We start from the raw sequence: 24457 nt of genomic DNA on the forward strand, positions 1-24457 counted from the left end.
CGGCCCTCCTTGACCGCATACTCGGCCGCGGCGTCGGCGTGCAGGCGCATCCCGTGCCCGGCGGTGGACATCGACGGGGCGACCCGGCCGCCGCTGGGGTCGAGGCCGCCGTAGAACAGCTCCCGTTCGATCCGGTCGTGGTCTGCGAACCATTCGATGTGCCGGAAGTTCGGGGTCGCCGCGGCCGCGTGCGCGGACAGGTTCGGCGCGCAGTGCGCGGAAACCTCGCGGTTCGCGGCAGCGGCCAGCGCGGCGACGCGACGCCATTCGGTGTAGCCGCCGCACCGCGTCACGTCGACCTGGAGACAGTCGACCGACGGCAGCATCCGGGCGAAGTACGGCAGGTCGTAGCCGTACTCGCCGGCGGCGATGTCCGGTCCGTCCGGCGTGCGCAGCTGCGCGAGCCCGGGCAGGTCGTCGCTGGACACCGGCTCCTCGAACCAGGTGACGCCGAATTCCCGCAACGTCTTCGCGATCCGGCGGGCCCGGCCCACCGAGTAGCCGCCGTTCGCGTCGACGTACAGCGCGGCGTCGTCCCCGATCGTCTCGCGCGCCAGCCGGACGCGGCCGATGTCGCGGGCGACCGCGGACCCCCAGGACTCGCCGATCTTGATCTTCACGCGCGGAATGCGCTGCTTGCGGACCCAGTGGTCGAGCTGTGCGACCAGTTCGTCGTCGTCCTGGGAAGTGAAGCCGCCGCTGCCGTACACGTCGACCTCGTCGTGCACCCGGCCGAGCAGCCGGCTCAGCGGCACGTCGAGCAGCCGCGCGGCGGCGTCCCAGATCGCGATGTCCACAGCGGACAGTGCACAAGAGACCAGTCCGGCGCGGCCGAGGTTCCGGATCGCGTGCTGCATGGCGGTCCAGCACGCGGGCGGGTCCAGGACCGGCTGCCCGACGACCGCGGAGGCCAGCTTGCCTTCGATCAGCGGGACGCAGGAGAAATCGGCGTACGTCCAGCCGAGCCCGTCGGTGTCGCCGGCCCGCACCTTGGCCACGACGAGGGTGGTGGAATCCCAGGCGAGCGTGCCGTCGGCCTCCGGCGAAGGAGTCGGCACCCGGTAGGCGCGCGCGTCGATCCGTTCGAGGTGCGGGGCGGCGACGGTCACCGCGACCGTCCGGGCAGGAACTCCTGCAGCTTCGTCTTCGCGCCCTGGAACATCAGGTGGAACGCTTCGGGATCGCCCTTGAGCACGGACTCGGTCACCGATTTCATCTGCTCGAACGTCGCGTGCGGCGGAATCGGCGGGACCTCGGCGTCGCAGCGGACGTCCAGCACGGTCGGCCGGTCCGCGGCGAACGCGGTCCGCCAGGCCGAGGCGAGATCGCCCGGATCGTCGACGTTGACCCCTTCGAGGCCGATGCTGCGCGCGAACCCGGCGTAGTCGACGTCCGGCAGCGACTGCGATTCCTCGAACTTCGGCGCGCCGCCCATCGCCCGCAGCTCCCACGTGACCTGGTTGAGGTCGTTGTTGTGGAACACGCAGACGATGCAGCGCGGATCCGTCCACAGCCCCTGGTAGCGGGCGATGGTGATCAGCTCGGCCATCCCGTTCATCTGCATCGCGCCGTCGCCGACCAGCGCGATCGCCGGCCGGTCCGGGTGCGCGAACTTGGCGCCGATCGCGTATGGCACGCCGGGGCCCATCGTCGCGAGCGTGCCGGACAGCGTGCTGCGCATGCCTTCGCGGATCCGGAGGTTGCGCGCGTACCAGTTGGTCGACGAGCCGGAATCGGCGGTGACCATCGCGTTGCCCGGGATCTGCTGGGACAGCTCGTGCACGATCCGCATCGGGTTGACCGGTTTCGCGTCGACCGCCGCCTGCTGGTCCATGGTGGCCCACCATTCGGCGACGTCCTTCTCGATTTTCTCGCGCCACGAACGGTTTTCGGTCCGGGTCAGCTTCGGCAGCAGCGCGCGCAGGGTCGCCGCGGCGTCGCCGACCAGGTTGACCTCGGTGGGGTAGCGCATGCCGATGAACCGGCCGTCGATGTCGATCTGCACGGCGCGGGCCTGGCCGTACTCCGGCAGGAACTGGCTGTACGGGAAGTTGGAGCCGATGATCAGCAGCGTGTCGCAGTCGCGCATCATCTCGTAGCTCGGCCGGGTGCCGAGCAGCCCTATCGCGCCGGTCACGTACGGCAGGTCGTCGGGAAGAACGTCCTTGCCCAGCAAGGCTTTCGCCACTCCGGCACCGGTGACGTCGGCGACCTGCTTCACCTCGTCGAGCGCGCCGCGGGCACCCTGCCCGACGAGGATCGCGACCTTCTCCCCGGCGTTGAGCACGTCGGCCGCTTCGCTGATGGCGGGTTCCGCCGGCACCGGGTTCGGCCACGCGGTTCCGGGCGGGCTCGACGGCATCTGCTTGAACGCGTGCTGCGGCGGCTCGTACGGCTCTTCCTGCAGGTCCGCCGGGATGATCAGCGCGGTCGGGGTGCGGGACGCCTGCGCGACCCGGAACGCGCGGTCGAGCGCGTTGGGCAGCTGCTCGGCGACGTTCACCTCGATGCAGTACTCGTTCGCGACATCCCGGTACAGCGCCTGGAGTTCGACCTCCTGCTGGTAGCTGCCGCCCATCGCGGTGCGCGCGGTCTGGCCGACGATCGCGACGACCGGCACGTGGTCGAGTTTCGCGTCGTACAGCCCGTTCAGCAGGTGGATCGCGCCCGGCCCGGACGTCGCCATGCACACGCCGACCGCGCCGCTGAACTTCGCGTAGCCGACCGCGGAGAAGGCGGCCATCTCCTCGTGCCGGGCCTGGACGAAGCGCGGCTGGTTGTCCGCTTTGCCGAAGGAAGCGACGAGACCGTTGATCCCGTCCCCGGGGTACGCGAACACCTGTTCCACACCCCAGTCGCGCAGCCGCGAAAGCAGGTAGTCGCCGACGGTCTCGGTCATGACAAGTCCTCCCGTGCGTTGGGTCTTCCCCGGCTACCCGGAGGTCCGGGGGGTTACACGTCGTGCCGCAGCCCCTGTTGGCGCCCGGTCGCGTTGGTGGTGGTTTCCGCGCCGTCGAGGTGGCGCGCGGTGTTGACGAGCCCGACCATGCTGAAGGCCTGCGGCATGTTCCCGAGCTGGCGTCCGGCGGCGACGTCGTATTCCTCGCTCAGCAGCCCGACGTCGTTGCGGACCCCCAGCATCCGTTCGAAAACCTCGGTGGCTTCCTCGGTGCGGCCAGTCCCGTGCAAGGCGTCGGCGAGCCAGAAACTGCACGGCAGGAACGCGCCTTCGCCGCCGTGCAATCCGCCGGGCCCGGGGTCGGCCTCCGGGTCGAAACGATGGACGAAGCCGTCGTGCGACAGTTCTTTCCGCACCGCGTCGACGGTTCCGCGCACCCGAGGGTCGCTCCCGGGAAGGAAGCCGACGCGGGGGATCAGCAGCAAAGCGGCGTCGAGGCCGCGGGAACCGTAGAACTGGGTGAAAGTGTTGCGGTCGGCGTCGAAACCCTCGCGGCAGACTTCCTCGTGAATCCGGTCGCGCAGTGCCCGCCACCGGTCGACCGGTCCGTCGAGCCGGTGGCGTTCCACTGTCCGGACCGCTCGGTCGATGCCCGCCCACGCCATCACCTTGGAATGCACGAAATGCTGCGGTTCTCCGCGTACTTCCCACAGGCTGCGGTCGGGCTGGTCCCAGTGGCCCTCAAGGAAATCGAGCAGTCCGCGCTGCAGGTCCCACGCCGAATGCGTCACCGGGAGCCCGGCTTCGCGGACGAGGTGCAGGCCGTCGAGCGCTTCGCCCCACACGTCGAGCTGGATCTGGCCCGCGGCGGCGTTTCCGATGCGGACCGGGGTCGAACCGGCGTACCCGTCCAGCCAGTCCACTGTGGACTCCGGCACGCGACGGGACCCGTCCAGTCCGTAAAGGACCTGGAGTTCGGCCGGGTCTCCGGCTGCCGCGCGGACGAGCCATTCGCGCCACGCTCGCGCCTCGTCCGGGTAGCCGGTGCCGACGAGCGCCTGCAGGGTGAAAGTGGCGTCGCGCAGCCAGCAGTAGCGGTAGTCCCAGTTGCGTTCGCCGCCGAGCTGTTCCGGCAGCGACGTCGTCGGCGCGGCGAGGATGCCGCCGGTCGGCTCATACGTCAGCGCCTTCAAGGTGATCAGCGCACGACGCACCGCGACAGGCCACCGGCCGTCGTACCGGCAGCGGCCGATCCACTCCGCCCAGAATTGTTCGGTGTGCTCCAGGGCTTTCTCGGCGTCCGCCGGATCAGGGCGTTCTTTGTACGAGGCGTGATAGGTCAGCACGAACGGCACTCGCTCGCCCTCGGCGACGGTGAATTCGGCGATGCCCTCGGTCGACACTTCGACCGGCGTTGTCAGCCAGACCGCGTCCGGGCCCGCGACCGCGTCGAAGCGCCCGTCGACGTTGCGGACCCACGGCCGCACCGAGCCGTAGTCGAACCGCGGACGCAGGCAGGTCCGCATCGGGACCCGGCCGCGCAGTCCTTCGACGATCCGGACGAGATCAGCGGCGCCGTCGCGCGGCGGCATGAAGTCGAGCACGCGCACGGCACCCTCGTCGGTTTCCCATTCGCTGGCGAGGATCAGGGAGTCGCCGACGTAGCCACGCCGCGTCGCCGGCCCGCCTTCCGCGGGCCCGAGCTGCCACACCCCCGCGCGGTCGTCGTGCAGAAGCGCGGCGAAGCACGCGGGGGAGTCGAACCGCGGCAGGCACAGCCACTCGACGGCGCCTTCCCGCGAGACCAGCGCCGCGGTGTGCAGGTCGCCGAGCAGGGCGTAATCCTCGATCGGGCGCTGGTTCATCGCTGAGGAGTCAGTCCCGGCCGAGTGCCTTCGCCAGTTCCTTCTTGGTCATCGTGGACCGGCCGTGGATATTGCGCTTCTTCGCCTCGTTGTACAGCTGGTCACGCGTCGGGCCGCCGGGGCCGAGCCGCTTGCCGGAGCGGTGCCCGCCGCGCTGCTGCGGCGATTTGTCCCGCAGCGACGTCTTGCTCGCGCGGTCCGATTCGCCCGACTGCGCCCGGTTCTTGTTCACCGTGCGGGCGGCGATCTCCTTGGCGCGCCCCTTGCTCGCGCCGCGCTTCTCCTGCGACTCCTCGATGTGCTGGTACTGCCGTTCGCGTTTCGAACTCCAAGCCTGCTGCGGCATCCCAGTCTCCTTCCGCCGTTCTTGATCCCGGATTGCCCGCGCGGCGGGGGGCGGAAACATCGCGGTTCGCCGCGCCGGAAACGGGTACCCGGCCGCGAGTGGGACGCGAACAGACTCTCGCCGGGCGGCTGCTGGCCGAGCACCTGGTCGCCGGCCGGCTCGAACCAGGGACCGAAATCGGCCTGCGGGTCGATCAAACGCTGACGCAGGACGCCACCGGCACGCTTGTGATGCAGGAGCTCGAGGCGCTCGGGCTCGACCGCGCGCGGACGGAGCTGAGCGTCCAGTACGTCGACCACAACCTGTTGCAGGCGGACGAGAAGAACGCCGAGGACCACGACTATCTGCGTTCGGCGTGCCGCCGGTTCGGGCTGTGGTTCTCCAAACCGGGCAACGGCGTTTCGCATCCGACGCACATGGAGCGGTTCGGCGTGCCCGGCAAGAGCCTCGCCGGATCCGATTCGCACACCTGCGCGGCCGGGGCGCTGGGCATGCTCGCCGTCGGCGTCGGCGGGCTCGAAGTGGCGCTGGCCATCGCCGGGGAGCCGCTCTACCTGCGGATGCCGGAGATCTGGGGCGTCCGGCTGGACAACGAGCTGCCGCCGTGGGTGTCGGCGAAGGATGTCGTGCTGGAGATGCTGCGACGGCACGGCGTGAGCGGCGGACGGCACCGGATCATCGAGTACCACGGGCCGGGCCTGGCCTGCCTGAGCGCGATGGACCGGCACGTGATCGCGAACATGGGTGCCGAGCTGGGCGCGACGGCGACGGTGTTCCCGGCCGACGAGGCGATCCGCGCGTTCCTGCGGGCGGAAGGGCGCGAACACGACTTCCGCGACCTGCGCGCCGGACGCGACGCTTCCTACGACATCGAAGAGGAGATCGATCTGTCCACTGTGGAGCCGTTGGTGGCGAAGCCGTCGTCGCCGGGCAACGTGGTGCCGGTGCGCGAGGCGTCCGGAACGCCGGTGGGACAGGTCGTGATCGGTTCGTCGGCCAACCCCGGGTTCCGGGACTTCGCGGTCGCGGCGGCCACCGTGCGGGGCAGGCAGACGGCCGATTCGGTCAGCTTCGACGTCAACCCGACGTCGCGCCAGATCCTCGTCGAACTGGCCCGCAGCGGGCACCTCACCGACCTCGTCGCGGCCGGAGCCCGCGTGCACCAGGCGGGCTGCCTCGGCTGCATCGGGATGGGCCAGGCGCCCGCGCCCGGCACGAACTCGCTGCGTACTTTCCCGCGGAACTTCCCCGGCCGGTCCGGCACCGCCGACGACTCGGTGTGGCTGTGCTCGCCGGAGACCGCGGCGGTGTCGGCACTGACCGGCGTGCTGACCGATCCGCGCGACTACGCCGCTGAACACCACCTCGCGCACCCGCGGGTCACCGCCCCGGCCCGTTCGGCCGCCGACCCGCGCGTCTTCGCCGCTCCGCTGCCCGAGGACGAGGCTCTGCGGGAGGAGCTGGTGAAGGGCCCGAACGTCGCCGGGCTGCCGGACTTCGACCCGCTGCCGGACGAGATCGAGGGCCCGGTCCTGCTGAAGGCCGGGGACGACGTGTCGACCGACGAGATCTCGCCCGCCGGCGCCCGAGCGCTGCCGTACCGCTCGAACATCCCGAAGCTGGCCGAGTTCACCTTCACCCGGATCGACGAGGACTACCCGAAGCGCGCGGCCGACAGCCCGGTGCATTTCGTGGCGGCGGGGGAGAACTACGGCCAGGGCTCGTCGCGCGAGCACGCCGCGATCACCGCGCGGTACCTGGGCCTGCGCGCGGTGCTGGCCCGGTCGTTCGCCCGGATCCACTGGCAGAACCTGGTCAACTTCGGCGTGCTGCCGCTGGAATTCGCCGACCCGGACGACAGCGAGAAGGTCCGGCGCGACGACGTGCTGTGCGTGTCCGGGCTCCATCGGCTGGCCGAGACGGCGGAGTTCACCGTCCGCAACCAGACTCGAAACGAGGAATACCGCGCGAAGCACCAGTTGTCGCCGCGCCAGGTCGACGTCTTGCTGGCCGGCGGACGAATCCCGCAGCTGGCTCGGGCGCTGCACTGAGGTACCCCCGCCTCCGCAGTTGTCCGTGAAGGACTCTTTGAGGGAATCTGATTCCCTCAAAGAGTCCTTCACGGACAACCGGGAAAAGGGGACAGCTGGGCTGGTCAGGAAGCCTTGAGGGCGGCCTCCAGGTCGGCGCGGGACATCTTCGAGCGGCCCTTGACGTCGCGCTCCTTCGCGAGTTTCTGCAGCTCCGTCTTGGACAGTTCGGACAGATCCGGGGTGCGCGGCTTGCGGCTGCTGCGCACGCTGTTGGCCAGCGCCTCCATGAGGTCGACCACCTTCGTCGGCTCCTCCGGCTCGGAGGCGGGCGTGACGGTGTTCCCGGCCCGCTTGGCCTCGATCAGCTCCTCGACCCGCTCGCGGTAGGTGTCGCGGAACTCTTCGGGCTTCCACGGCTCGGACATCGCGTCGATCAGCTTGACCGCGAGGTCCAGCTCCTTCTGGTTGGTCTTGGCCTTGGCGGGCAGCTGCGGCACGTCGTCCGCGTCGCGCATCTCGGCGGCGTAATGCAGCGTGTTGAGCACGATCACGCCGTCGCCGGCGCGGGCGAGCGCGAGGTGTTCGCGGCCGTGGAAGACGAACTTCGCGACGGCCGCTTTGTCCCGGCTGGCCAGCGCGTCGAGCAGCAGCACGTACGGGCGCTGGGCTTCCTCTTTCGCCGGGGCGAGCCAGTAGGCGCGGTCGAAGTACATCGGGTCGACCTCGGCGAGGTCCACGAAGCTCTCGACCTCGAGCGAGCGCGACCGGCCCGGCGCGATCTCGTCCAGTTCCTCCTGCTCGACCAGCACGTACTCGTCGCCGCCGACCTCCCGGCCGCGGACGATGTCGTCGTAGGGCACCTCGTCGCCGGTCCGCTCGTTCACCCGCCGGTAGCGGATCCGGTCCCGGGTCCCGCGCTGGAACTGCGTGAAGTGCACGGCGTGGTCCTCGACCGCCTTGTACATCCGCACCGGAACGTTGACCAGCCCGAACGACAGCGAACCCTGCCAGACCGGACGCATCGGCGACTCCTTCCTCCCTGGATGCCCGCCGGGTACCCGATGCGGACGCGCGGCACACGGCACCGGTGTAACCGAGGGTGATTCGGGGTAACTGATCCTCCGATGCGCATAAAACCTCGCGGAAGCCAGTTCTTCCAGCTGCTCGCGGACGCGGCCGCGAACCTCGTCACCGCCACCGCGCTGCTTCGGGACCTCACCGAGGCGGCGCCGCCGGACCGGGACGCGATCGCGGCGCGGCTGCACGAAGTCGAACACGCCGGCGACGAGCTGACGCACACCATCATGGTCGAGCTGAACAGCACGTTCGTCACGCCGTTCGACCGTGAGGACATCCAGGCGCTGGCCGCGCGGATCGACGACGTCCTGGACTTCCTGGACACCGCGGCCGACCTCGCGGTGCTCTACCGGCTCGAGAAGTTCCCGCCGGGCACCAAGGGAATGCTGCGGGTGCTGTGCCGCGCCGCGGAGCTGACCGCGGAAGCGATGCCGGGGCTGGCGAAGGTCGGCGAGCTGTCGCCGTTCTGGATCGAGATCAACGCACTGGAGAACGAGGCGGACCACACCTACCGGCGGATGCTCGCCGATCTGTTCCAGCCCGGGGCCGACGCGCTCGAAGTGCTCAAGGCGAAGGAAGTCGTCGAACAGTTCGAACTGGCGGCCGACGGGTTCGAGCACGTCGCGGACGTGGTGCAGACCATCGCGGTCAAGGAGTCCTGAGTGGACGGCACCGCCGCGCTGGTCGCCGTCGTGGTGCTGACGGTCTTCTTCGACTACACCAACGGGTTCCACGACGCCGCCAACGCGATCGCCAGCGCGGTGTCGACCCGGGCGCTCCCGCTGCGCACCGCGCTCGTGCTCGCCGCGGTGATGAACCTGGCCGGAGCCCTGCTGTCGACCGGCATCGCCGCGACCGTCGCCAAGGGAATCATCGACGTCCCGGCCGGTCCCGGCGCGCTGACCGTGGTGCTCGCCGCGCTGGTCGGCGCGATCGCGTGGAACCTGGTGACCTGGTATTTCGGGCTGCCTTCCTCGTCCTCGCATTCGCTGATCGGCGGCATGGTCGGGGCCGCGCTGGCCGCGGCGAGCACCGTGCACTGGACGGGCATCGTGGAGAAAGTGCTGGTGCCGATGGTCGCGTCGCCGCTGCTCGGGCTCGTGCTCGGCTACGCGGCGATGGTGGCGGTGCTGTGGTTGCTGCGGCGGAGGAATCCGCACCGCAGCGGCCGGGTGTTCCGGCGGCTGCAGATCGTGTCGGCCTCGGCGCTGGCGCTCGGGCACGGCTTGCAGGACGCGCAGAAGGGGATGGGCGTGCTCGTCCTGGCGCTGATCGCGGCGGGCAAGCAGAGCACGTTCTCGGTGCCGCTGTGGGTGACGCTGGTGTGCGCCGGGGCGCTTTCGCTCGGCACCTGTTCGGGCGGCATGCGAATCATGCGGACGCTCGGCCGTCGCGTATTCCCGCTCGATCCGCCGCACGGGTTCGTCGCGGAATCGGTCGGTGCTTCGGTGCTGTACTTGACCGCTTTTGCCGTGAAGGCACCGATTTCGACCACGCACGTGATCACCGCGGCGGTGATGGGCGTGGGTGCCACGCGGCGGCTTTCGGCGGTGCGATGGGGGATCGCGCGCGACATCGTGCTCGGGTGGGTGCTCACCTTCCCGGCCGCGGCGGGGGTGGCCGCGCTGGCTTTCTGGCTGCTGTCGGCGCTCGGCTGATCACGAGGGCAGCAGGGCGAGGACTTCCTGGTCGCTGGTCGGGCTGAAGTCCACGTAGAACTCGCCGACGGCGTGGAACTGCTTCGGCTCGCGGAGGAAAACGACCTCGTCCGCCTCGCGGGCGAGCTTCTCCGCTGCGGACGGCGCGCCGACGGGAGCGGCGAAGACCAGCCGAAGCGGCGCGGACGACCGAAGGGCCCGCAGCGCCGCGATCGCCGTCCCGCCGGTGGCCACGCCGTCGTCGACCACCACGGCCTCGTGGCCCGCCGCCGAGCGCGGGGTGCGCTCGCCCAGGTAGCGCCGGACCTGGTCGCGGGCTTCGGCGCGGGCGTGGTCGACCTGGTCGGCGATGTCTTCCGGCGTCAATCCCAGCGCGCGCAGCCCGGCGCGGTCGAAGAACGGCGGCCCGTCCGCCGCTACGGCGCCTAGCCCGAGTTCCGGCCGTCCCGGGGCACCGATCTTGCGGGCCACCATGAGCTCCAACGGCGCGTCCAGTTCCTCGGCGACCGGCGCGGCGACCGGCAGCCCGCCGCGAGCGAGCCCGAAGACGACCGGGTCGGACCAGTCCCGCTCGGCCAGTACGGCCGCGAGCCGTGCACCCGCGTCGGCGCGGTTCCGGAACATTCTCAGCGGCGTCCCTTCTTCGCGGGGCGGCGGAACCGAGTGTCCTTCCCGGACTTCTGGATGCGGCGCAGCCCTTGCCCGGCGATGGCAAGACCGGTTGCGGCGCGGCTGAGCGTTTTCGCCTGGCCGGATTTCCCGCGTGTCGCGTCCCGGCCGTCCGAAGTGTCCTTTGTGGACTTCAGGGTACGGCTCAGCAGCTGTCCGGCGGCGAGGGCGGCAGCGGCCAGCCCGGCCGCCACCGCGCCGTGGTGTCGGCTCAGCACCGGCTGGATGTCCCGCGCTTTCGCCTGCTGGTCGAACTCCCCGTGCGCGCCGTAGTCGAATCCGCGCGGGCCGTCCACCGGCTCCCACAGGTTCGCCGGCTGGCTCGGCGGCTGGGGCTGGCCGGTTTGCTGCGCGCCGAAGCCGGTCCGGGCGAGGTACCGGTCGAGCAGCCCGGGTGCGACGGCGTTGGCCAGCAGCGTCGCGGCGGTGCTCGAACCGACCCAGTACTCGCGGCGGCGCGGATGGTCGGCGGCGTGCAGCACCGCGCGGGCGGCGAGTTCGGGCTGGTAGATCGGCGGCACCGGCTGGGCGTGCTCGGGCAGCCGGGTCAGCAGCCAGGTGAACTGCGGCGTGTTGACCGCGGGAAGCTGCACCATGGTCGTGCGGATTCCGCTGTGCTCGTGGAGAAGTTCGCAGCGGAGCGCTTCGTTGAAGCCCTGGATGGCGTGCTTGGCCCCGCAATACGCGCTCTGCAGCGGGATTCCGCGATACGCGAGCGCCGAGCCGACCTGCACGATCGTGCCGGCGTCCCGCGGTTTCATCCGGCTGAGAGCGGCCATCGTGCCGTGCACGAAACCGAGATAGGTGACCTCGGTGACCCGCCGGTACTCGTCGGGTTTGATGTCGGTGAACCGGGCGAACACCGAGCTGAACGCGACGTTCACCCAGACGTCGATCGGCCCGAGTTCGTCCTCGGCGCGGGTCGCGGCGGCGTCGACCTGGGCGAAGTCGGCCACGTCCGTCGGCAGCTCCAACGGCGTGCCCCCGGCTTCGCGGACGTCCTCCGCCGCGGCGGCGAGCCCCTTCTCGCCCCGCGCCAGCAAGGCGACTTTCGCGCCGCGGCTCCCGAAAGCCCGGGCGACGGCCCGGCCCACTCCGGCGCTGGCTCCGGTCACGACTACGACGGGCGGCATGGAAATCCTTTCCCCGGACCAGGAGTCCGGCGGGTCGGCGGACGCAGACACTCCTGGCGGGCGACGTGCCCGCACACCGCGATCGCCGCCAGCACGAAGCCGAGCAGCGCGAGCGGCACCTCCGGCGGAAAGGCGATCCCGCAGGCCACGAGCCCCGCCGCGACCGCGGTCAGCGCCCAGCACGCCACCGCCCACGCCCGGCGCAGCGGCCACGCCGACTGGCCGAAGGCGCGGCGCACCCACAGCGCGTCGGTGGCGAGAAGCTCTCGTTCCATCGACCGCAGCGCCCGGTGGGGATCCGGCTGCCGGTGCGCGGCCATCGCCTGCTCCCTTCCGCCTGGCCGACGGCTTACCCGCTCCTGGCCAGGCCAAACCGGAACGGCGGAAGAGTCCGGTTTGCCCGGGAAGGCGAGGGGTAACCGGGCGGGCGGCAGCAACCGCCGGAACTCGGCGGAATCGCCGGAAGGAGCACGAGATGAGCAGGCTGCTGGTAGACCCGGAAAGCGCGACCGTCCCTTGTGGACAATGCGGCCGCGCGGCGGTGCACGTGGGAAGGCTGGTCCAGGAGGACGGGACGCCGGTCAGCCACGCCGTCGTGTGCACCGTGTGCCGCGCGCACCGCCCGGGACCCGGGCTGGGGGAGACGCGGCGGCCTCGGCTGGCCGTCGTGTCGAGGCAGTCGGGAGGCTGACTCTGGGCGCGCTGGGAACGTCCGGGAAGGGGTCCTTGACGGAATCTGATTCCGTCAAGGACCCCTTCCCGGACGGTTGCGGGAGCTCCGGGATTCCCGGTCAGCCGATGCCGAGCACGGACTCCGCGGTGGTCCAGTTGGTCAGCATGGCGTGCTGTGCGTCGGCGAGGGTGACCTGCCCCGCGCAGACCGCCTTCTTGACCGCGTTTTCGACGGAATCCTTGGTGTAGGAGTTCTGGTCGCCGTCGTGCGGTTCCGGCCAGAGGTTCTTCGGGTCCTTCGGCGCGCCGCCCAGTTCGAGCGGCAGGAAGTGGTCCTCCTCGTACGAGCTGAGCGAGGTGTCGGAGTAGCCGTAGTCGATGATGCCCTGCTTCTTGAGCGGGGTGGTGTAGGTCGTCGGCGGGCGGATGGTCGACGTCCAGCCGGGGACGCAGATCGTGTCGCCGATGGTGTCCTGCGTGACGTCCGGGTTGGTCGCGCCGGGCGTGCAGGCCGGGTCGGGCAGCGGCAGATAGGACTGCGAGCATTTCGCGGCGAGAGTATGCGGGACGGCGGCGTGCGCGGCCGGCGCGACCAAAGCGAGCGAACCGGCGAGAATGACGGCAGGCGCGGCGAAACGGGCAAGTCGGGACATGGAAATCTCCTCCCAGTAAGACGGTCGCGCCAGCGTCCGCCGGGATCGGGCCATCGCACCACCTACCTTCGAAGGAATGCGTGAAGAATTAACCGGGTGCTCAACTTGTCAGGCGACAAAATGCGCAAGGTGGACGTAAGTCTTCGGCTGCGGGACCGGGATGATTCGCTGATGGGGCGCAAGCCGGGCGAGCGAGGACGAACAGGACCGAAGTGCTTGATCCGTCAGCATTCGGTCGTTCGGGGCAGATCGAAGCCGACCGGCCCGGGAATCAGGAAAGGTTCTTCGGAACGGTTTCCGGTCCGTTTTTATGCGCCTTCCGGGATATCTGGAGAAAAAGTGCGAGAATCCGGTCGCGCTGCGCCGTTCGGCTGAAGGTTGCGGTTCTTCCGTATCCGTTCCCGGCACTCGTGCGACCTTTTTCGTGAACGTCGCCGGAATTGATCTTTTCGGGCGAAATTCCCGGGGGTGAACGATGGGCGAACGGGAAGAACCGCGGTCCGGTGCGGGACGCGGCGAGGGCGCGGAAAGCGGTTCGGCGCGCGAAAACGCGCCCGCCGAACCGGAAGCGGGATACGAGATTCCGATCGGGACGCCGGTTCCGGCCGCCGAGATGGCGCGGCTGAAGGCGGCCGCGGAGCGGCACCGCGATCGGGAGGAGGAGGCCGACGCCCCGGCACGGGCCGGTGACGAGGCCGCGGAGGAAGAGGGTGATCACCGTGATGCCTGAAGCACAGGTGCTCGAGGGCCAGGCAGGCGAAACGGCCGGGGGCGCGTCGCGGGAGATGGCGGAGCTGACGGTCGGCGAACTGCTCGCCGCGCCGCCGTCGCCGGAGCGGTCGCCGTTGTTCGCGCAACGGTTCCCGGTGCCGGTCGAGGAGTACGACCAGCTGAAGACCGGTGCGCGGGAACACGGCGCGGAGGCACTGGCTCCCGAGGACGCGCTCGCCGTGCAGCTGGACGAGGAAGCGGCGGCGGAACCGTCGGAGGAGAATCCGCCGGAGGACGAGATCGCCGAGGGCCTGGCCCCGGCGGCGTCGGCGAGTTTCGAGGGGATCTCGCAGACCGCCTTCCGGCCGCCGGACTGCACGGTCGCGGTCGGTCCGAAGCAGGTGATGGCCGCGGTCAACGTGGACCTGGTCGGCTACGACAAGAGCGGCCTGCAACAGTTCCGGTGGGCGAATTTCACCGCGATGTTCAACCCGGTGCTGCCCGCCGGGGCGCAGCTTTTCGACCCGAAACTGGCCTACGACCACTACAGCGGTCGGTGGATCGTCTGCATCGCCGCCCGCCGCGCCAACCCGCAGGGCTCCTGGATCATGCTCGGCGTCTCGCAGACCGGCGACCCCGCGGGCGGGTACTGGATCTGGAGCACCGACGCGACCGCGAACGGTGCGACCGCGACGGGCAACTGGTCGGACTACCCGATGCTCGGCTTCGACACCCAGGCGATTTACGTGTCCACCAACCAATTCGCCTTCGGCGGCGGGTTCGCCTACGCGAAACTGCGGATCTTCAACAAGGCGGAACTCTACGGCGGCGGGGCCGGCGGGAGCCACACCATCCGCTGGTGGGACTTCTGGGGCCTGAAGAACCCGGACGGCAGCGGCGCGTTCTCCGTGCAGCCGTGCTGTCATTTCCAGGGCATCGGAGGGAATCCGCGGGCCTACCTGGTGAACTCGCTGTTCCCGTCCGGGTCCAGCCTGACCCTCTGGACGTTGTCGAATCCGCTGGGCCTGTGGTCCGGCGGCGCACCGACGCTGACCTCGGCCGCCGTTCCCTGCCGCGGCTACAGCCTGCCGCCGGGCGCGGTGCAAAAGGACGGCGGCACAACGCGAATCGCCACGAACGACACGCGGTTGCTCAACGCGGTATTCCAGGCGGCGGGCCGCACCCAGCGGTTGTGGACCACGCACACTTCCGCGTACAGCTGGCCCGGCGACAGCGAGGCGCGGTCAGTGGTGCAGTGGTACGAGATCGACGTGCCCAGCCACGCGGTCGCGCAACAGGGCGCGTTCGGCGCACCGAGCAGGCATTACTTCTTCCCGGTGATCCAGACCGACATCTCCCGCAACGCCCACGTCGCGTTCGGCCGGTCCGCGCCCGACGAGTACGGCCACTTCCGCCAGACCGGCCGCCTCGCCACCGACCCGCCGGGCACGTTGCAGGGCAGCGCTTCGGTGATCGCCGGGCAGAGTGCCTACACCGGCGGCAGATGGGGCGACTACTTCGGCATCGGCCGGGACCCGTCGGATTCCCGGACCGTGTGGAGCTACGGCGAATACGCAGGCGGGGGCAACACCTGGCGGACGCGTCTCAACGCGGCGAAGTACTGAGAGCGGGGAGGTTGTCATGATCACTGCACGAAAGCTTCGGATCACGGTCGAGTCTGTGCTCGCCGCGCTCAGTGCTGTCGCGTTGGTGCTGACGTTGACCGTTCCGGACTGGATCGAGCGCACGACCGGCGCTTCTCCGGACGGAGGCGGCGGGGAAGCCGAGCGGCTGGTGACGGCTGTCGCTTGCGTAGCGACGGTCGCGTTCGCGGGCCTGGCCGCGTGGGAGTGGCGGCGGTTGCGGACGGTCTGAGCTGTCAGCGGACTTTTGTGGTCCGTGAAGGGCTCCTTGAAGGAATCTGATTCCCTGGAGGAGTCCTTCACGGACGTTCGGCTGCCCAAGTCGCACCGGCGCGTCACTCCTCATAGGCGATCGAGTGCCGAGCCGCCACCGGATTGATCTTCGCCGGGTCCAGCGCGCCGTCCGTGAGCACCGCAGGTCCCGCCTCGAAGAGATCCTCCAGATAGTGTTCCCACCCGCCCGGCGAGGAGATCTGCAGCAAGCGCGGCGGAGGATCCGAGACCGCCCGCAACGCGTGCGGAACCCCGTGCGGCAGCAACGCGAACATCCCCTTCGTCGCCACGTGAGTCTCATCCGCGAAGTCGATGCCCAGTTCGCCCTCCAGGACGTAGATGCACTCGTCGGCCTGGTGGTGGACGTGCCTCGGGATGTCACGCGCCAGTGTCACCTCCAGCAGGGAGAACCGGGTTTCGGTGTCGCCCGTCATCGCCTTCACGGCGAACGCGGGCGGCAGCGGCACCCGGCCCGGCCGCGCCTCGCCGGGCCGCAGGAGCAGGAAGCGGTCCTTCGTCATGGGGTATCCTCGCCAACGTATCGGAAGTGGAGTCCGTTTCCACATTAGCGGCAGGAGGGCGTCGGTTGTCAACGGAGCGCAAGCCGAGGGCGGACGCGGAACGCAAGCCGAGGGCGGACGCGGAACGCAACCGGGCGCGGGTGCTCGAAGCGGCCCGTGCGCTGCTCGCCGAGCAGGACGACGTCCAGTTGCCGGAGATCGCGCGGGTCGCCGGGGTGGGCGTCGGAACCGTGTACCGGAATTTTCCGGACCGGCGGGCGCTCGTGGAAGCGTTGGCGGAGCAGCGGTTCGCCGAGATCGCGGAGTACGCGCGGAAGCGGTGCCTCGACGGGAAATCCGGCGTCAAACGCTATCTGCGGCACGTCGGCGAGGTGCTGTCGGGGGACCGGGCGCTGTCGTCCGCCATCGAGACGGCGCGGGCGTCGGCGGGGAGCGAACCTCGTGGAGAAGCGCTGAAGCAGCTGGAAACCGTGGTGGCGCAGGCGATCGCGGCGGACCGGGCGGCGGGGGTGCTGCGCGCGGACTGCACGGTGGCCGACGTGTACTTGCTGGTCGGCTGCCTGTCGTCGGTGGTCCGCACGGAAAGCGGGGACTGGCGGCGGTTTCTGGAGCTGTCCCTGGAGGGGATACTGCCCCGGGACTAGTCGGTCAAGCGTTCCCGGCGGCGCGGACGGAGAGATCCGGTCGCCGCGGCGCGACCTCAGCGGGCCGCTCCGGGAACGAGTCCGGAACGGCCCGCGGACGCGGGAATCAGGCGAGGTCCTCCAGCGGGACCTCGGGGTCGGCCAGCCGGTCCGGGTCCACCGCCTTGCCCGAGCGGATGAGCGCCTTGATCGGGTCGGTGACGTCCCAGACGTTGACGTTCATCCCGGCCAGCACCCGGTTTTCCTTGAGCCAGAAGGCGATGAACTCGCGCCCGGGCACGTCGCCGCGGAAGACGACGCGGTCGTGGCCCTCGATGGCGCCCAGGTATTCCATGCCGAGGTCGTACTGGTCGGTGAAGAAGTACGGCAGCTCGTCGTACGCCTCCTCCTTGCCGAGCATCCCGGCCGCGGCCACCGCGGGCTGGTTCAGCGCGTTCGCCCAGTGCTCGACGCGGATGTGCTTGCCCAGGAACGGGTGGTAGGCGTTCGCGACGTCGCCCGCGGCGAAGATGTCCGGGTCGCTCGTGCGCAGGCTCGCGTCGGTCACCACGCCGTTGTCGACGCGGAGGCCGGCCGCCTCGGCCAGTTCGACGTTCGGCTTCGCGCCGATCCCGGCGAGGACCGCGTCCGCCTCGAGGACGCTGCCGTCGCCGAGGCGGATCCGCTTGCCCTGGCCGCCGTTGGTGATGTGCTCGACCTGGACGCCGAGCCGCAGGTCGACGCCGTGCGCGCGGTGCAGGTCGGCGAACACCGGGGCGACCTCCCGGCCGAGCGCGGTGATCAGCGGCAGTTCGAGCGTCTCGATCACGGTGACCTCGACCCCGGCCTGACGCGCGGCGGCGGTCGCTTCGAGGCCGATCCAGCCGCCGCCGACGACCACCAGCTTGGCGGCGGTGCCGAACAGCTCCTTGAGCCGGTCGGAGTCCTCGATCCGGCGCAGGTAGTGGATCCCCGCGGTGTCGGGCAGTTCGCGCGGGCTCGCGCCGGTGGCCAGCAGGAGCTTGTCGTAGCCGAGGCTGGTGCCGTCGTCGAGCGTCACCTGCTTCGCGTCCCGCGAGATCGCCGTCGCCTTGACGCCCTGGCGCAGCTCGACGTTTTTCTCGGCGTACCACGCGGCGTCGTGCACCTGGAAGCTCTCGGCCTCGGCGTTGCCCGCGAGATAGTCCTTCGACAGCGGCGGCCGCTCGTAGGGCAGGTGCCGCTCGTCGCCGACGATGGTGATCTTCCCGTCGAATCCCTTGTCGCGCAACGCTTCCGCGGCCTTGGCCCCGGCCAGTCCGGCTCCGATGATGACGAACGACGAGGTCACTGGCGAACTCCTTCGATGCGGGGACGACGGGAGTACTTATATCACTAGCGAAGTTTGGTCTTATTCGGCTGCCCGGTCAAGGTGCCCTGATCAGAGGTACCCCATCGAGACAGCGCCTACCCGCGAAGGCGTTACTTCGCTGCTCAGCCGTACCCGCCGCCGGTGTAGCCGCCTCCGCTGTAGCCGCCGGTGCTCGACGGCGCGGAACTGGCCGTCGCCGTGGTGATCGCGGCGCCGTCCGGCGTGACCATCCACCACAGCCCGCCGTTGACGTTCAGGCCCTGGCCGTTGGTCTGCCCGGCGGAGTGGTCGCCGACGTACCGGTACAGCGGATGTCCGCCGAGGGTCTCTTGCTTGGAGCCGTCCGGCCGGGTGATGGAGCCGACGCTGCCCCGCGCCGGCCCGGTGAGCGGTGTGCCCGCCGCGACCGGGGGCCAGTAGCTCGCGCAGTTCGCGGTGCAGACGGACTGGCCGTCGTGATCCGCGGCGAACAGGTAGATCGTGTCGCCCTTGCTGTCGGTCAGATGCGTCGGCGCGGCGGGCGGCTTGGCGGGTGGCGCGGCCGTGCTCCCGCCGCCCCCGCACGCGGCGGCGAACAAGCCCGCCGCGGCCAACGCGGCCAGCAGCCCGAAATTCCTTGGGGTCGCCAGAGTCGTGACAGTCATCCCAGCCTCCAACAGTGCGTGGGTGGTGCCCTTCCCCCGACACGCGGCTGGAGCCGGAACGGTTCAGCCCGATCCGGCGAGCAGCACCGCCATCTAGACGCGAAGCGTCCCGGCACGTACGGTATGGCAAGCCTAACCTTAGTAACTCTCCGAGGAGGTCCCATGCCAGAGCGTGTGCTCGACCGGGCCGTCCCGTTCGTGCTCGGCCTGTTCCGGATCGTCGTCGGGCTGCTGTTCGCGGCCCACGGCGCGGCGGCGCTGTTCGGGGTTTTCGGCGGCGGCCCCGAGGGCGGAACCGTCGCGGTCGGCGTCTGGCCGTCCTGGTACGCGGCGGTGATCCAGCTCGGCTGCGGCCTTCTGGTCGCGTTCGGCCTTGGCACGCGGATCGCGGCGCTGCTCGCGTCCGGGTCGATGGCGTACGCCTACTTCGTCGTCCACCAGCCGGACGGGTTGCTGCCGCTGCAGAACCACGGCGAACCCGCGGCGATGTTCTGCTGGGCCTTCCTGCTGCTGGTCTTCACCGGTCCCGGCGCGCTCGCGCTCGACGCGCTCTTCGGGAAGCGGTCAGACGACGCTGGCGGCGCGCGACCACTGGGCAGCGAGGCGCGCGGCGTGCTGAGCCCGGTCCAGGTCAACCCCGGCGCGCGCGACTAGCCGGAGCCGGGAAACGCCGTCCGGGACGCTCGGCGGCCGGAAGCAGCCCACGACGATGTCCCGTTCGTAGAGCTGGTTCGCGGCCGCGACGGCCTGGTCCGGCGAGTCGGCGGGAATCGACTGCACCGCGCCCGGCGCTCGCGAAACCCCTGCGGCATCGGCGATCGCGACCGCGGCGCGGTGCAGATCCTCGACCCGCGAAGGCTCGGCGGCGATGATCCGGCACGCTTCGGCCGCACTCGCGGCAGCGGCGGGGGCGAGGCCGGTGTCGAAGATGAACGTCCGCGCCGTGTTGACCAGATGTTCGCGCAGCAACGGCGATCCCAGCACCGCGCCGCCCTGCGCGCCCAACGCCTTCGACAACGTGGCAGTCACCGCGACGTGCGGCGCTCCCGCGAGACCGGCCGCGTGCACCGCGCCCCGGCCGTTGCCCGCGACGCCGATGCCGTGTGCTTCGTCCACCACCAGAAACGCGTCGTACTCGGCGCACAACGCCGCGGTGCGCACAAGGTCCGTGGCGTCGCCGAGCACTGAATAGATCGACTCGACCACCACGATCGCCCGTTCCTGCGACCGGTCGCGCAGCAGCTGCGCGAGGGCGTCCAGGTCGCCGTGCGGGCAGATCGCGACGGGGGAGCGGGACAGCCGCGCGCCGTCGATCAGCGACGCGTGGATGTGCGCGTCGGTGACCAGCAGCGTGTCCGGCGAACCGAGTGCGGTGATGACGCCGATGTTCGCCGTGTAGCCGCTGGAAAACCCGAGCGCGGCCGGTTGCCCGGTGAGGCTGGCCAGCTCGCGTTCCAGCTCCGTGTGACACGGCGTGGTGCCGGTGACGACTCGTGACGCGCCAGCTCCCGCACCGTACTTCTCGACGGCTCGGACGGCGGCCGCGCGCAGTCGCGGATCGGTGCTGAGGCTCAGATAATCGTTCGACGCGAGGTCCAATGTGGACTTTCGCGGATGCCGTCGATCATCGGTCCGCCGGACGAGACCGGCGACGTGCCGGTCCCGTTCCGCGGCGGTCAGCCAGTCGTGCATCGACACCATGGCGGTCACGCGTTGGGTGCGGCGGCGGTGCCCGCCCCGCGTTCCCGGAGCGCCGGGGAGGAGTGCGCGGCCTGCGGCTGTTCGCCCGCGCCGAGGACCTCGAAGCCGGCGTCGGCGATCATCTCCAGGTCGGCCTTCGCCGCCTGGCCTTCACTGGTCAGGTAGTCGCCGAGGAACAGCGAGTTCACCACGTGCAGCGCGAGCGGCTGCAGCGACCGCAGGTGCATCTCGCGGCCGCCGGCCATCCGGACTTCCGTTGCCGGGCAAGCGAACCGGGCCAGCGCGAGGATGCGCAGCGCGCGCAACGGGCTCAGCTCCCACGTCCCGGCGAGCGGCGTGCCCTCGAACGGCATCAGGAAGTTGACCGGGATCGAATCGCTGCCGATGTCGCGCAGCGCGAAGATCGCGTCGATCAGCTCGTCGTCGGTCTCGCCCATGCCGACGATCAGGCCGGAGCACGCGGAAAGCCCGGCGGACTTGGCCTTTTCGACCGTGTCGACGCGGTCGTCGTACCCGTGCGTCGTGCAGATCTCGGAGTACCGGGACTCGCTCGTGTTCAGGTTGTGGTTGTACGCGTCGACCCCGGCTTCGCGGAGCCGCTCGGCCTGGCCGTCCTTGAGCAGCCCGAGGCAGGCGCACACCTCCACGTCGGAATGCGCGGACTTCACCGCCTCGACGGCTTGCGCGACCCGGTCGACGTCGCGGTCGCTCGGCCCGCGCCCGCTCGCGACCAGGCAGACCCGCGACGCGCCGCCCTGGATGCCCGCGCCGGCCTGGCGCGCCGTCTCCTCGGCGGACAGCCACGAGTACTTGAGGATCTGGGCGGACGACCCGAGCCGCTGCGAGCAGTACCCGCAGTCCTCGGGGCACAGGCCCGACTTCAGGTTGACGAGGTAGTTGACCTTGACCTTGTTGCCGAAGTGCGCGCGCCGCAGCCGCCCGGCCGCCGCGACCAGGCCGAGCACGTCCTCGTCCGGCGCTTCCAGCACCGCGCGGGCGTCAGTTCGGTCGAGTACGCCGCCGGCCAGCTGCCGGTCGGCCAGGTCGTCGAAGGTTTTGAACACCTATCAAATTCTAGGCGGCCGCTCGGCCGGAAGCAAGCGGCGGGCAGAATGAGAGGGGTGAAGGTGACGCGAGACCAGATCGTCGACCGGGCGTACGAGCTGCTGGCCGAAGCGGGGCTGAGCAGCCTGTCGATGCGGCGGGTGGCCCTCGACCTGGGGGTCCAGCCGGGCGCGCTGTACTACCACGTCGCCAGCAAACAGGAGCTGCTCGCCGTCGTCGCTGCCCGGATCCTCAAAGGACTGCCGGACGTGGCGAAGGATCCGCGCGAGGCGGCCGGAGACTTCCGCTCGGCGCTGCTGCGAGTCCGCGACGGCGCCGAGGTGGTGTCGTTCGTGCAGGCGTACCGGCCGGACCTGCTGGTGCCCACGCACGCGCTGCGGCGGCTGTTCGCCGCGAAGTTCGACGGACGGCACGCGGAGTGGGCGGCGCGGACGGTGGTCCACTATGTACTCGGGTTCGTCGCGGAGGAACAGAACCACGCCGAACTGGTACGCGCCGGGATCGTCGAGGAGGATCCGGCGCGCAGCGGGGATTCGGACGAGGCGTTCGGGTTCGGCATCGACGCGATCCTCAGCGGGTTGTCCGGCTGATCATCCGTCGCCGGGCGGGCCTTCCTCCTCTTCTCCCGCGGCTTCGAGGATGTGGCAGACCGGGTCGCGGATGACCGGCGGCGTCCCCTCGGCCACGCGGCCGGTCACGCGCAGCACCTGGCCGGGTTCGAGGTCGGGATGGGCTTGGCTGAATTCCAGGGCGACCGTCGCGGTGTCGTCGGCGAGCCGCGCGGTGAGGACCGGACCCGGACTGTCCTCTTCGGACAGCGCGAGTTCCTCGAGCCGCCCGTCGACGCTGACGTCGGTGCCCGGGCGCAGTTCCGCGATGGCGCTGGGGGTCAGTTCCTCCTTCGGGGTCGTGCCGATGCGGGTCAGCAGCCGTTCGACCGCCGCGGTCGCGCGTTCTTCGGGCAGGTGCGGCATGAGCGTGCGGATCCGGGTCTGCACGTCGTACGGCACGATGGTCGCCGCGGCTTGCGGGATGCGGCTGACGATCCGGGCGATCCGGTCGGCGGTCCGGTCGTGCAGCAGCCGCCCGAGCAGAGGCGCGTAGCTCCGCCGCGGCAGGAGCACGGTGATGCTCGTCCGTTCCGCGTCGGCGAGCGCGTCCCGCACCAGCGTGTACGCCGCGCGGGCGATCCGGCGGTCGGGGACGTCGATCAGCCGGAGGCCGGTTTTCACGCCGAGTTCTTCCCATCGGGCACGCAGGCGTTCGGCGGCCTGGGCGTCGATCACGAAGTGCACCGCGGTGAGTTTGTCCGGCCGGAGGCTCTTGCCGTACCGCAGCGCTTCGAGGACGGCCAGGTCGATCGTGTTGACCAGGACGAAAACCTGGTGCCGCGCGTACCTCGTCGGGTTGGCGCGGTTGGCGGTGATGCGTTCGAGCACGGCGGCTTCGGCGCGGTACTCGCGGTTGAGCCGGATCAGGACGAACACGAGGACCGGGAACACCACGACGACCAGCCACGCGCCTTCGGTGAACTTGGCGATGGCGAAGATGCCGACGACCACAGTGGACAGAACGCCGGCGGCGAGGTTGACCGAGAGCTTGAACCGCCAGCCCTGCTCGCGCAGGCGCAGATGGTGTTTGGTCATGCCGTATCCGGCCATGGCGAAACCGGTGAACACGCCGATCGCATAGAACGGCACCAGCGAGGTCACCGTGCCGCCGGAGAAGAACAGCAGGGCGACCGCGAGCACGGTGAGCACGAGGATGCCGTTGGAGAACACCAGCCGGTGCCCGCGCTTCGTCAGCTGGCGGGGCAGGAACCGGTCGCTGGCGACGAAACTGGCGAGGAACGGGAAGCCGTTGAAGCTCGTGTTGGCTCCGGTGTAGAGGATGAGCGCGGTCGAGGCCTGGATCGCGACGAACATCGCCTGCCCGAACCAGCCGTCGCCGAACACCGCACGGGCCTCCTGGGAGACCACCGACGGATAGCCGCTCGCGTATGGCGTCGCGTGCGTGAAGAAGGCGATCAGCGACACGCCGCCGACCAGGACGCCGAGGATGACGGCCATCGTGACCAAAACCTTGCGGGCGTTGGGGCCGCGCGGGCTGCGGAAGGCGGACACCGTGTTGGAGATGGCTTCGACGCCGGTCAGCGACGACCCGCCGTTGGCGAAGGCGCGCAGCAGCACCAGGACTGTCGCTCCGGCGATGAGACCGTCGCCGTGCTGGACCGGCACCGCGCCGGGCAGGTGCGCCGCGTCGTAGGCCGGGAGCCCGACCGTCATAGCCTTGATCAGGCCGACCACGATCATCACCAGCATCAGCGCGGTGAACAGGTAGGTCGGGACGGCGAACGGACGGCCGGCTTCGCGCAGGCCGCGCAGGTTGGCGTAACAGAGCAGGACGACGATCGCGATGGTGATTTCCAGGCTGTACGGCCCGAGCGCCGGGATCGCGGACACGACGGCGACCGTGCCGGCCGAGGTCTGCACGGCGACAGTCACGACATAATCGATCAACAACGCTGCCGCGGCGACCTGCGCGACGCGCGGCCCGAAGTTCTCCCGCGCGACGACGTACGACCCGCCTGCCCGCGTGTAGGCCATCACGACCTGCCGGTACGACGCGGCGACGAGCACGAGGATGACCAGGATCACGCCGGTGATCGGCAGCACCAGGCTGAACGCGGCGAGACCGGCGTAGGGGAGCAGTTCGACCAGGATCTGCTCGGTGCCGTACGCCGACGACGAGATCGCGTCCGGGGAAAGCACGCCCAACGCGGTCGCGTTGGAAAGACGCTCGTGCGTCAATTGCGCGTTAATGAGCGGTTTGCCGAGAAATAGCCGCTTCACCGCATACCCGAACGCGCCCGGTTCCAGGCGGCGCTGGGGTTCTTCCGTGTCTGTCACGGCATCAGCAT

The 24457-nt window shown here is 70.3% G+C and carries 25 protein-coding genes; 10 read left to right on the forward strand and 15 right to left on the reverse strand.

Annotated features, from left to right (window positions below; genetic code table 11):
• From H5411_RS25290 to H5411_RS25305, 4 genes are all read right to left on the reverse strand, one after another.
• On the reverse strand, nt 1-1109 hold a 1109-nt coding region (locus H5411_RS25290; protein ID WP_101439557.1), incomplete at its 3' end, for an enolase C-terminal domain-like protein.
• Nucleotides 1106-2899: a thiamine pyrophosphate-requiring protein gene (locus H5411_RS25295; RefSeq protein WP_101439558.1), complete on the reverse strand. Its 1794-nt coding sequence runs from the start codon at nt 2897-2899 to the stop codon at nt 1106-1108. The genes H5411_RS25290 and H5411_RS25295, both read right to left, overlap by 4 nt.
• Before the next feature lie 53 nt (nt 2900-2952).
• Complete coding sequence (locus H5411_RS25300) at nt 2953-4764, reverse strand: glycoside hydrolase family 15 protein (protein WP_101439559.1); 1812 nt, start codon at nt 4762-4764, stop codon at nt 2953-2955.
• 10 nt (nt 4765-4774) lie between these two features.
• Entirely contained in the window at nt 4775-5110 is a 336-nt protein-coding gene (locus H5411_RS25305; RefSeq protein ID WP_101439560.1) for a plasmid stabilization protein, read from the reverse strand.
• Between the two features lie 98 nt (nt 5111-5208).
• Between H5411_RS25305 and H5411_RS25310 the strand changes: the two genes are divergently transcribed.
• Nucleotides 5209-7161 carry an aconitate hydratase gene (locus tag H5411_RS25310; protein WP_183125236.1) on the forward strand — a complete coding sequence of 651 codons (1953 nt, stop codon included), beginning with the start codon at nt 5209-5211 and terminating at the stop codon, nt 7159-7161.
• A gap of 104 nt (nt 7162-7265) precedes the next feature.
• Here the strand turns inward: H5411_RS25310 and ku are convergent, their stop codons facing one another.
• Nucleotides 7266-8165: a non-homologous end joining protein Ku gene (gene ku / locus H5411_RS25315; RefSeq protein WP_101439562.1), complete on the reverse strand. Its 900-nt coding sequence runs from the start codon at nt 8163-8165 to the stop codon at nt 7266-7268.
• A 102-nt stretch (nt 8166-8267) separates the two neighbouring features.
• Between ku and H5411_RS25320 the strand changes: the two genes are divergently transcribed.
• Both H5411_RS25320 and H5411_RS25325 read left to right on the forward strand, forming a co-directional pair.
• The gene (locus tag H5411_RS25320; protein WP_101439563.1) at nt 8268-8882 is read left to right on the forward strand and encodes a DUF47 domain-containing protein; all 615 of its coding nucleotides are present in this window, start codon (nt 8268-8270) and stop codon (nt 8880-8882) included.
• Nucleotides 8883-9878: an inorganic phosphate transporter gene (locus tag H5411_RS25325; protein WP_101439564.1), complete on the forward strand. Its 996-nt coding sequence runs from the start codon at nt 8883-8885 to the stop codon at nt 9876-9878.
• On the opposite strand, the gene H5411_RS25330 is transcribed toward H5411_RS25325, so the two are convergent.
• From H5411_RS25330 to H5411_RS25340, 3 genes are read right to left on the reverse strand one after another with little or no spacing between them, the layout of a single operon-like run.
• Nucleotides 9879-10502, reverse strand: a complete 624-nt coding sequence (locus H5411_RS25330) for a phosphoribosyltransferase (protein WP_167442073.1) — start codon at nt 10500-10502, stop codon at nt 9879-9881. It lies immediately after the preceding gene.
• Between the two features lie 2 nt (nt 10503-10504).
• On the reverse strand, nt 10505-11680 hold the full coding sequence (locus H5411_RS25335; RefSeq protein ID WP_101439565.1) for an SDR family oxidoreductase: 1176 nt from the start codon (nt 11678-11680) through the stop codon (nt 10505-10507).
• Nucleotides 11665-12000: a DUF3040 domain-containing protein gene (locus H5411_RS25340; RefSeq protein ID WP_101439566.1), complete on the reverse strand. Its 336-nt coding sequence runs from the start codon at nt 11998-12000 to the stop codon at nt 11665-11667. Before H5411_RS25340 ends, H5411_RS25335 begins: the two co-directional genes overlap by 16 nt.
• Nucleotides 12001-12155: 155 nt before the next feature.
• Here H5411_RS25340 and H5411_RS25345 point away from each other — a divergent pair, with 155 nt between their 5' ends.
• A complete protein-coding gene (locus tag H5411_RS25345; RefSeq protein ID WP_143271472.1) occupies nt 12156-12371 on the forward strand; it encodes a hypothetical protein in 216 nt (71 codons plus the stop codon).
• A gap of 100 nt (nt 12372-12471) precedes the next feature.
• On the opposite strand, the gene H5411_RS25350 is transcribed toward H5411_RS25345, so the two are convergent.
• Nucleotides 12472-13005, reverse strand: coding sequence for a hypothetical protein (locus H5411_RS25350; RefSeq protein ID WP_101439567.1), 534 nt, complete (start codon nt 13003-13005; stop codon nt 12472-12474).
• A gap of 475 nt (nt 13006-13480) precedes the next feature.
• Here H5411_RS25350 and H5411_RS25355 point away from each other — a divergent pair, with 475 nt between their 5' ends.
• Genes H5411_RS25355 through H5411_RS25365 form a run of 3 tightly spaced genes read left to right on the forward strand, consistent with a single transcriptional unit; the run spans nt 13481 to nt 15591 of the window.
• Nucleotides 13481-13735 (forward strand): hypothetical protein, encoded by a 255-nt coding sequence (locus H5411_RS25355; protein ID WP_183125237.1) that lies wholly within the window; start codon nt 13481-13483, stop codon nt 13733-13735.
• Nucleotides 13728-15341: a hypothetical protein gene (locus tag H5411_RS25360; protein WP_220817438.1), complete on the forward strand. Its 1614-nt coding sequence runs from the start codon at nt 13728-13730 to the stop codon at nt 15339-15341. Before H5411_RS25355 ends, H5411_RS25360 begins: the two co-directional genes overlap by 8 nt.
• 16 nt (nt 15342-15357) lie before the next feature.
• Entirely contained in the window at nt 15358-15591 is a 234-nt protein-coding gene (locus tag H5411_RS25365) for a hypothetical protein (RefSeq protein WP_101439570.1), read from the forward strand.
• A 103-nt stretch (nt 15592-15694) separates the two neighbouring features.
• Here the strand turns inward: H5411_RS25365 and H5411_RS25370 are convergent, their stop codons facing one another.
• Nucleotides 15695-16153 carry a cupin domain-containing protein gene (locus H5411_RS25370; protein ID WP_101439571.1) on the reverse strand — a complete coding sequence of 153 codons (459 nt, stop codon included), beginning with the start codon at nt 16151-16153 and terminating at the stop codon, nt 15695-15697.
• A 65-nt stretch (nt 16154-16218) separates the two neighbouring features.
• Between H5411_RS25370 and H5411_RS25375 the strand changes: the two genes are divergently transcribed.
• Nucleotides 16219-16797, forward strand: a complete 579-nt coding sequence (locus tag H5411_RS25375; protein WP_220817439.1) for a TetR/AcrR family transcriptional regulator — start codon at nt 16219-16221, stop codon at nt 16795-16797.
• Nucleotides 16798-16903: 106 nt separating this feature from the next.
• Here H5411_RS25375 and H5411_RS25380 read toward each other — a convergent pair whose 3' ends face one another.
• Both H5411_RS25380 and H5411_RS25385 read right to left on the reverse strand, forming a co-directional pair.
• Nucleotides 16904-18106 carry an NAD(P)/FAD-dependent oxidoreductase gene (locus H5411_RS25380; protein WP_101439572.1) on the reverse strand — a complete coding sequence of 401 codons (1203 nt, stop codon included), beginning with the start codon at nt 18104-18106 and terminating at the stop codon, nt 16904-16906.
• Between the two features lie 143 nt (nt 18107-18249).
• A complete protein-coding gene (locus tag H5411_RS25385; RefSeq protein WP_101439573.1) occupies nt 18250-18771 on the reverse strand; it encodes a COG4315 family predicted lipoprotein in 522 nt (173 codons plus the stop codon).
• A 162-nt stretch (nt 18772-18933) separates the two neighbouring features.
• Between H5411_RS25385 and H5411_RS25390 the strand changes: the two genes are divergently transcribed.
• Entirely contained in the window at nt 18934-19425 is a 492-nt protein-coding gene (locus tag H5411_RS25390; protein WP_101439574.1) for a DoxX family protein, read from the forward strand.
• On the opposite strand, the gene H5411_RS25395 is transcribed toward H5411_RS25390, so the two are convergent.
• Together H5411_RS25395 and bioB are read right to left on the reverse strand one after the other, a co-directional pair.
• On the reverse strand, nt 19336-20472 hold the full coding sequence (locus tag H5411_RS25395; RefSeq protein ID WP_183125262.1) for an 8-amino-7-oxononanoate synthase: 1137 nt from the start codon (nt 20470-20472) through the stop codon (nt 19336-19338). The two genes, H5411_RS25390 and H5411_RS25395, sit on opposite strands and share 90 nt — an antisense overlap.
• A 5-nt stretch (nt 20473-20477) precedes the next feature.
• Nucleotides 20478-21536, reverse strand: a complete 1059-nt coding sequence (bioB, locus tag H5411_RS25400; RefSeq protein ID WP_101439576.1) for a biotin synthase BioB — start codon at nt 21534-21536, stop codon at nt 20478-20480.
• 48 nt (nt 21537-21584) lie between these two features.
• Here bioB and H5411_RS25405 point away from each other — a divergent pair, with 48 nt between their 5' ends.
• Nucleotides 21585-22127: a TetR family transcriptional regulator gene (locus H5411_RS25405; protein ID WP_101439577.1), complete on the forward strand. Its 543-nt coding sequence runs from the start codon at nt 21585-21587 to the stop codon at nt 22125-22127.
• Here the strand turns inward: H5411_RS25405 and H5411_RS25410 are convergent, their stop codons facing one another.
• Complete coding sequence (locus H5411_RS25410; protein WP_183125239.1) at nt 22128-24446, reverse strand: APC family permease; 2319 nt, start codon at nt 24444-24446, stop codon at nt 22128-22130.
• Between the last annotated feature and the right edge of the window lie 11 nt (nt 24447-24457).

The sequence above is a fragment of the Amycolatopsis echigonensis genome (assembly GCF_014174495.1).
In the GTDB taxonomy this organism is placed as follows: domain Bacteria; phylum Actinomycetota; class Actinomycetes; order Mycobacteriales; family Pseudonocardiaceae; genus Amycolatopsis; species Amycolatopsis echigonensis.

Excerpts from the sequence above, each read along its gene's own strand:
- H5411_RS25295 (WP_101439558.1), bottom strand. The coding sequence starts at position 2,899 with ATGACCGAGACCGTCGGCGACTACCTGCTTTCGCGGCTGCGCGACTGG.
- H5411_RS25300 (WP_101439559.1), bottom strand. The coding sequence starts at position 4,764 with ATGAACCAGCGCCCGATCGAGGATTACGCCCTGCTCGGCGACCTGCAC.
- H5411_RS25305 (WP_101439560.1), bottom strand. The coding sequence starts at position 5,110 with ATGCCGCAGCAGGCTTGGAGTTCGAAACGCGAACGGCAGTACCAGCAC.
- ku (WP_101439562.1), bottom strand. The coding sequence starts at position 8,165 with ATGCGTCCGGTCTGGCAGGGTTCGCTGTCGTTCGGGCTGGTCAACGTT.
- H5411_RS25320 (WP_101439563.1), top strand. The coding sequence starts at position 8,268 with ATGCGCATAAAACCTCGCGGAAGCCAGTTCTTCCAGCTGCTCGCGGAC.
- H5411_RS25330 (WP_167442073.1), bottom strand. The coding sequence starts at position 10,502 with ATGTTCCGGAACCGCGCCGACGCGGGTGCACGGCTCGCGGCCGTACTG.
- H5411_RS25335 (WP_101439565.1), bottom strand. The coding sequence starts at position 11,680 with ATGCCGCCCGTCGTAGTCGTGACCGGAGCCAGCGCCGGAGTGGGCCGG.
- H5411_RS25340 (WP_101439566.1), bottom strand. The coding sequence starts at position 12,000 with ATGGCCGCGCACCGGCAGCCGGATCCCCACCGGGCGCTGCGGTCGATG.
- H5411_RS25345 (WP_143271472.1), top strand. The coding sequence starts at position 12,156 with ATGAGCAGGCTGCTGGTAGACCCGGAAAGCGCGACCGTCCCTTGTGGA.
- H5411_RS25350 (WP_101439567.1), bottom strand. The coding sequence starts at position 13,005 with ATGTCCCGACTTGCCCGTTTCGCCGCGCCTGCCGTCATTCTCGCCGGT.
- H5411_RS25355 (WP_183125237.1), top strand. The coding sequence starts at position 13,481 with ATGGGCGAACGGGAAGAACCGCGGTCCGGTGCGGGACGCGGCGAGGGC.
- H5411_RS25360 (WP_220817438.1), top strand. The coding sequence starts at position 13,728 with ATGCCTGAAGCACAGGTGCTCGAGGGCCAGGCAGGCGAAACGGCCGGG.
- H5411_RS25365 (WP_101439570.1), top strand. The coding sequence starts at position 15,358 with ATGATCACTGCACGAAAGCTTCGGATCACGGTCGAGTCTGTGCTCGCC.
- H5411_RS25370 (WP_101439571.1), bottom strand. The coding sequence starts at position 16,153 with ATGACGAAGGACCGCTTCCTGCTCCTGCGGCCCGGCGAGGCGCGGCCG.
- H5411_RS25385 (WP_101439573.1), bottom strand. The coding sequence starts at position 18,771 with ATGACTGTCACGACTCTGGCGACCCCAAGGAATTTCGGGCTGCTGGCC.
- H5411_RS25390 (WP_101439574.1), top strand. The coding sequence starts at position 18,934 with ATGCCAGAGCGTGTGCTCGACCGGGCCGTCCCGTTCGTGCTCGGCCTG.
- H5411_RS25395 (WP_183125262.1), bottom strand. The coding sequence starts at position 20,472 with ATGGTGTCGATGCACGACTGGCTGACCGCCGCGGAACGGGACCGGCAC.
- H5411_RS25405 (WP_101439577.1), top strand. The coding sequence starts at position 21,585 with ATGAGAGGGGTGAAGGTGACGCGAGACCAGATCGTCGACCGGGCGTAC.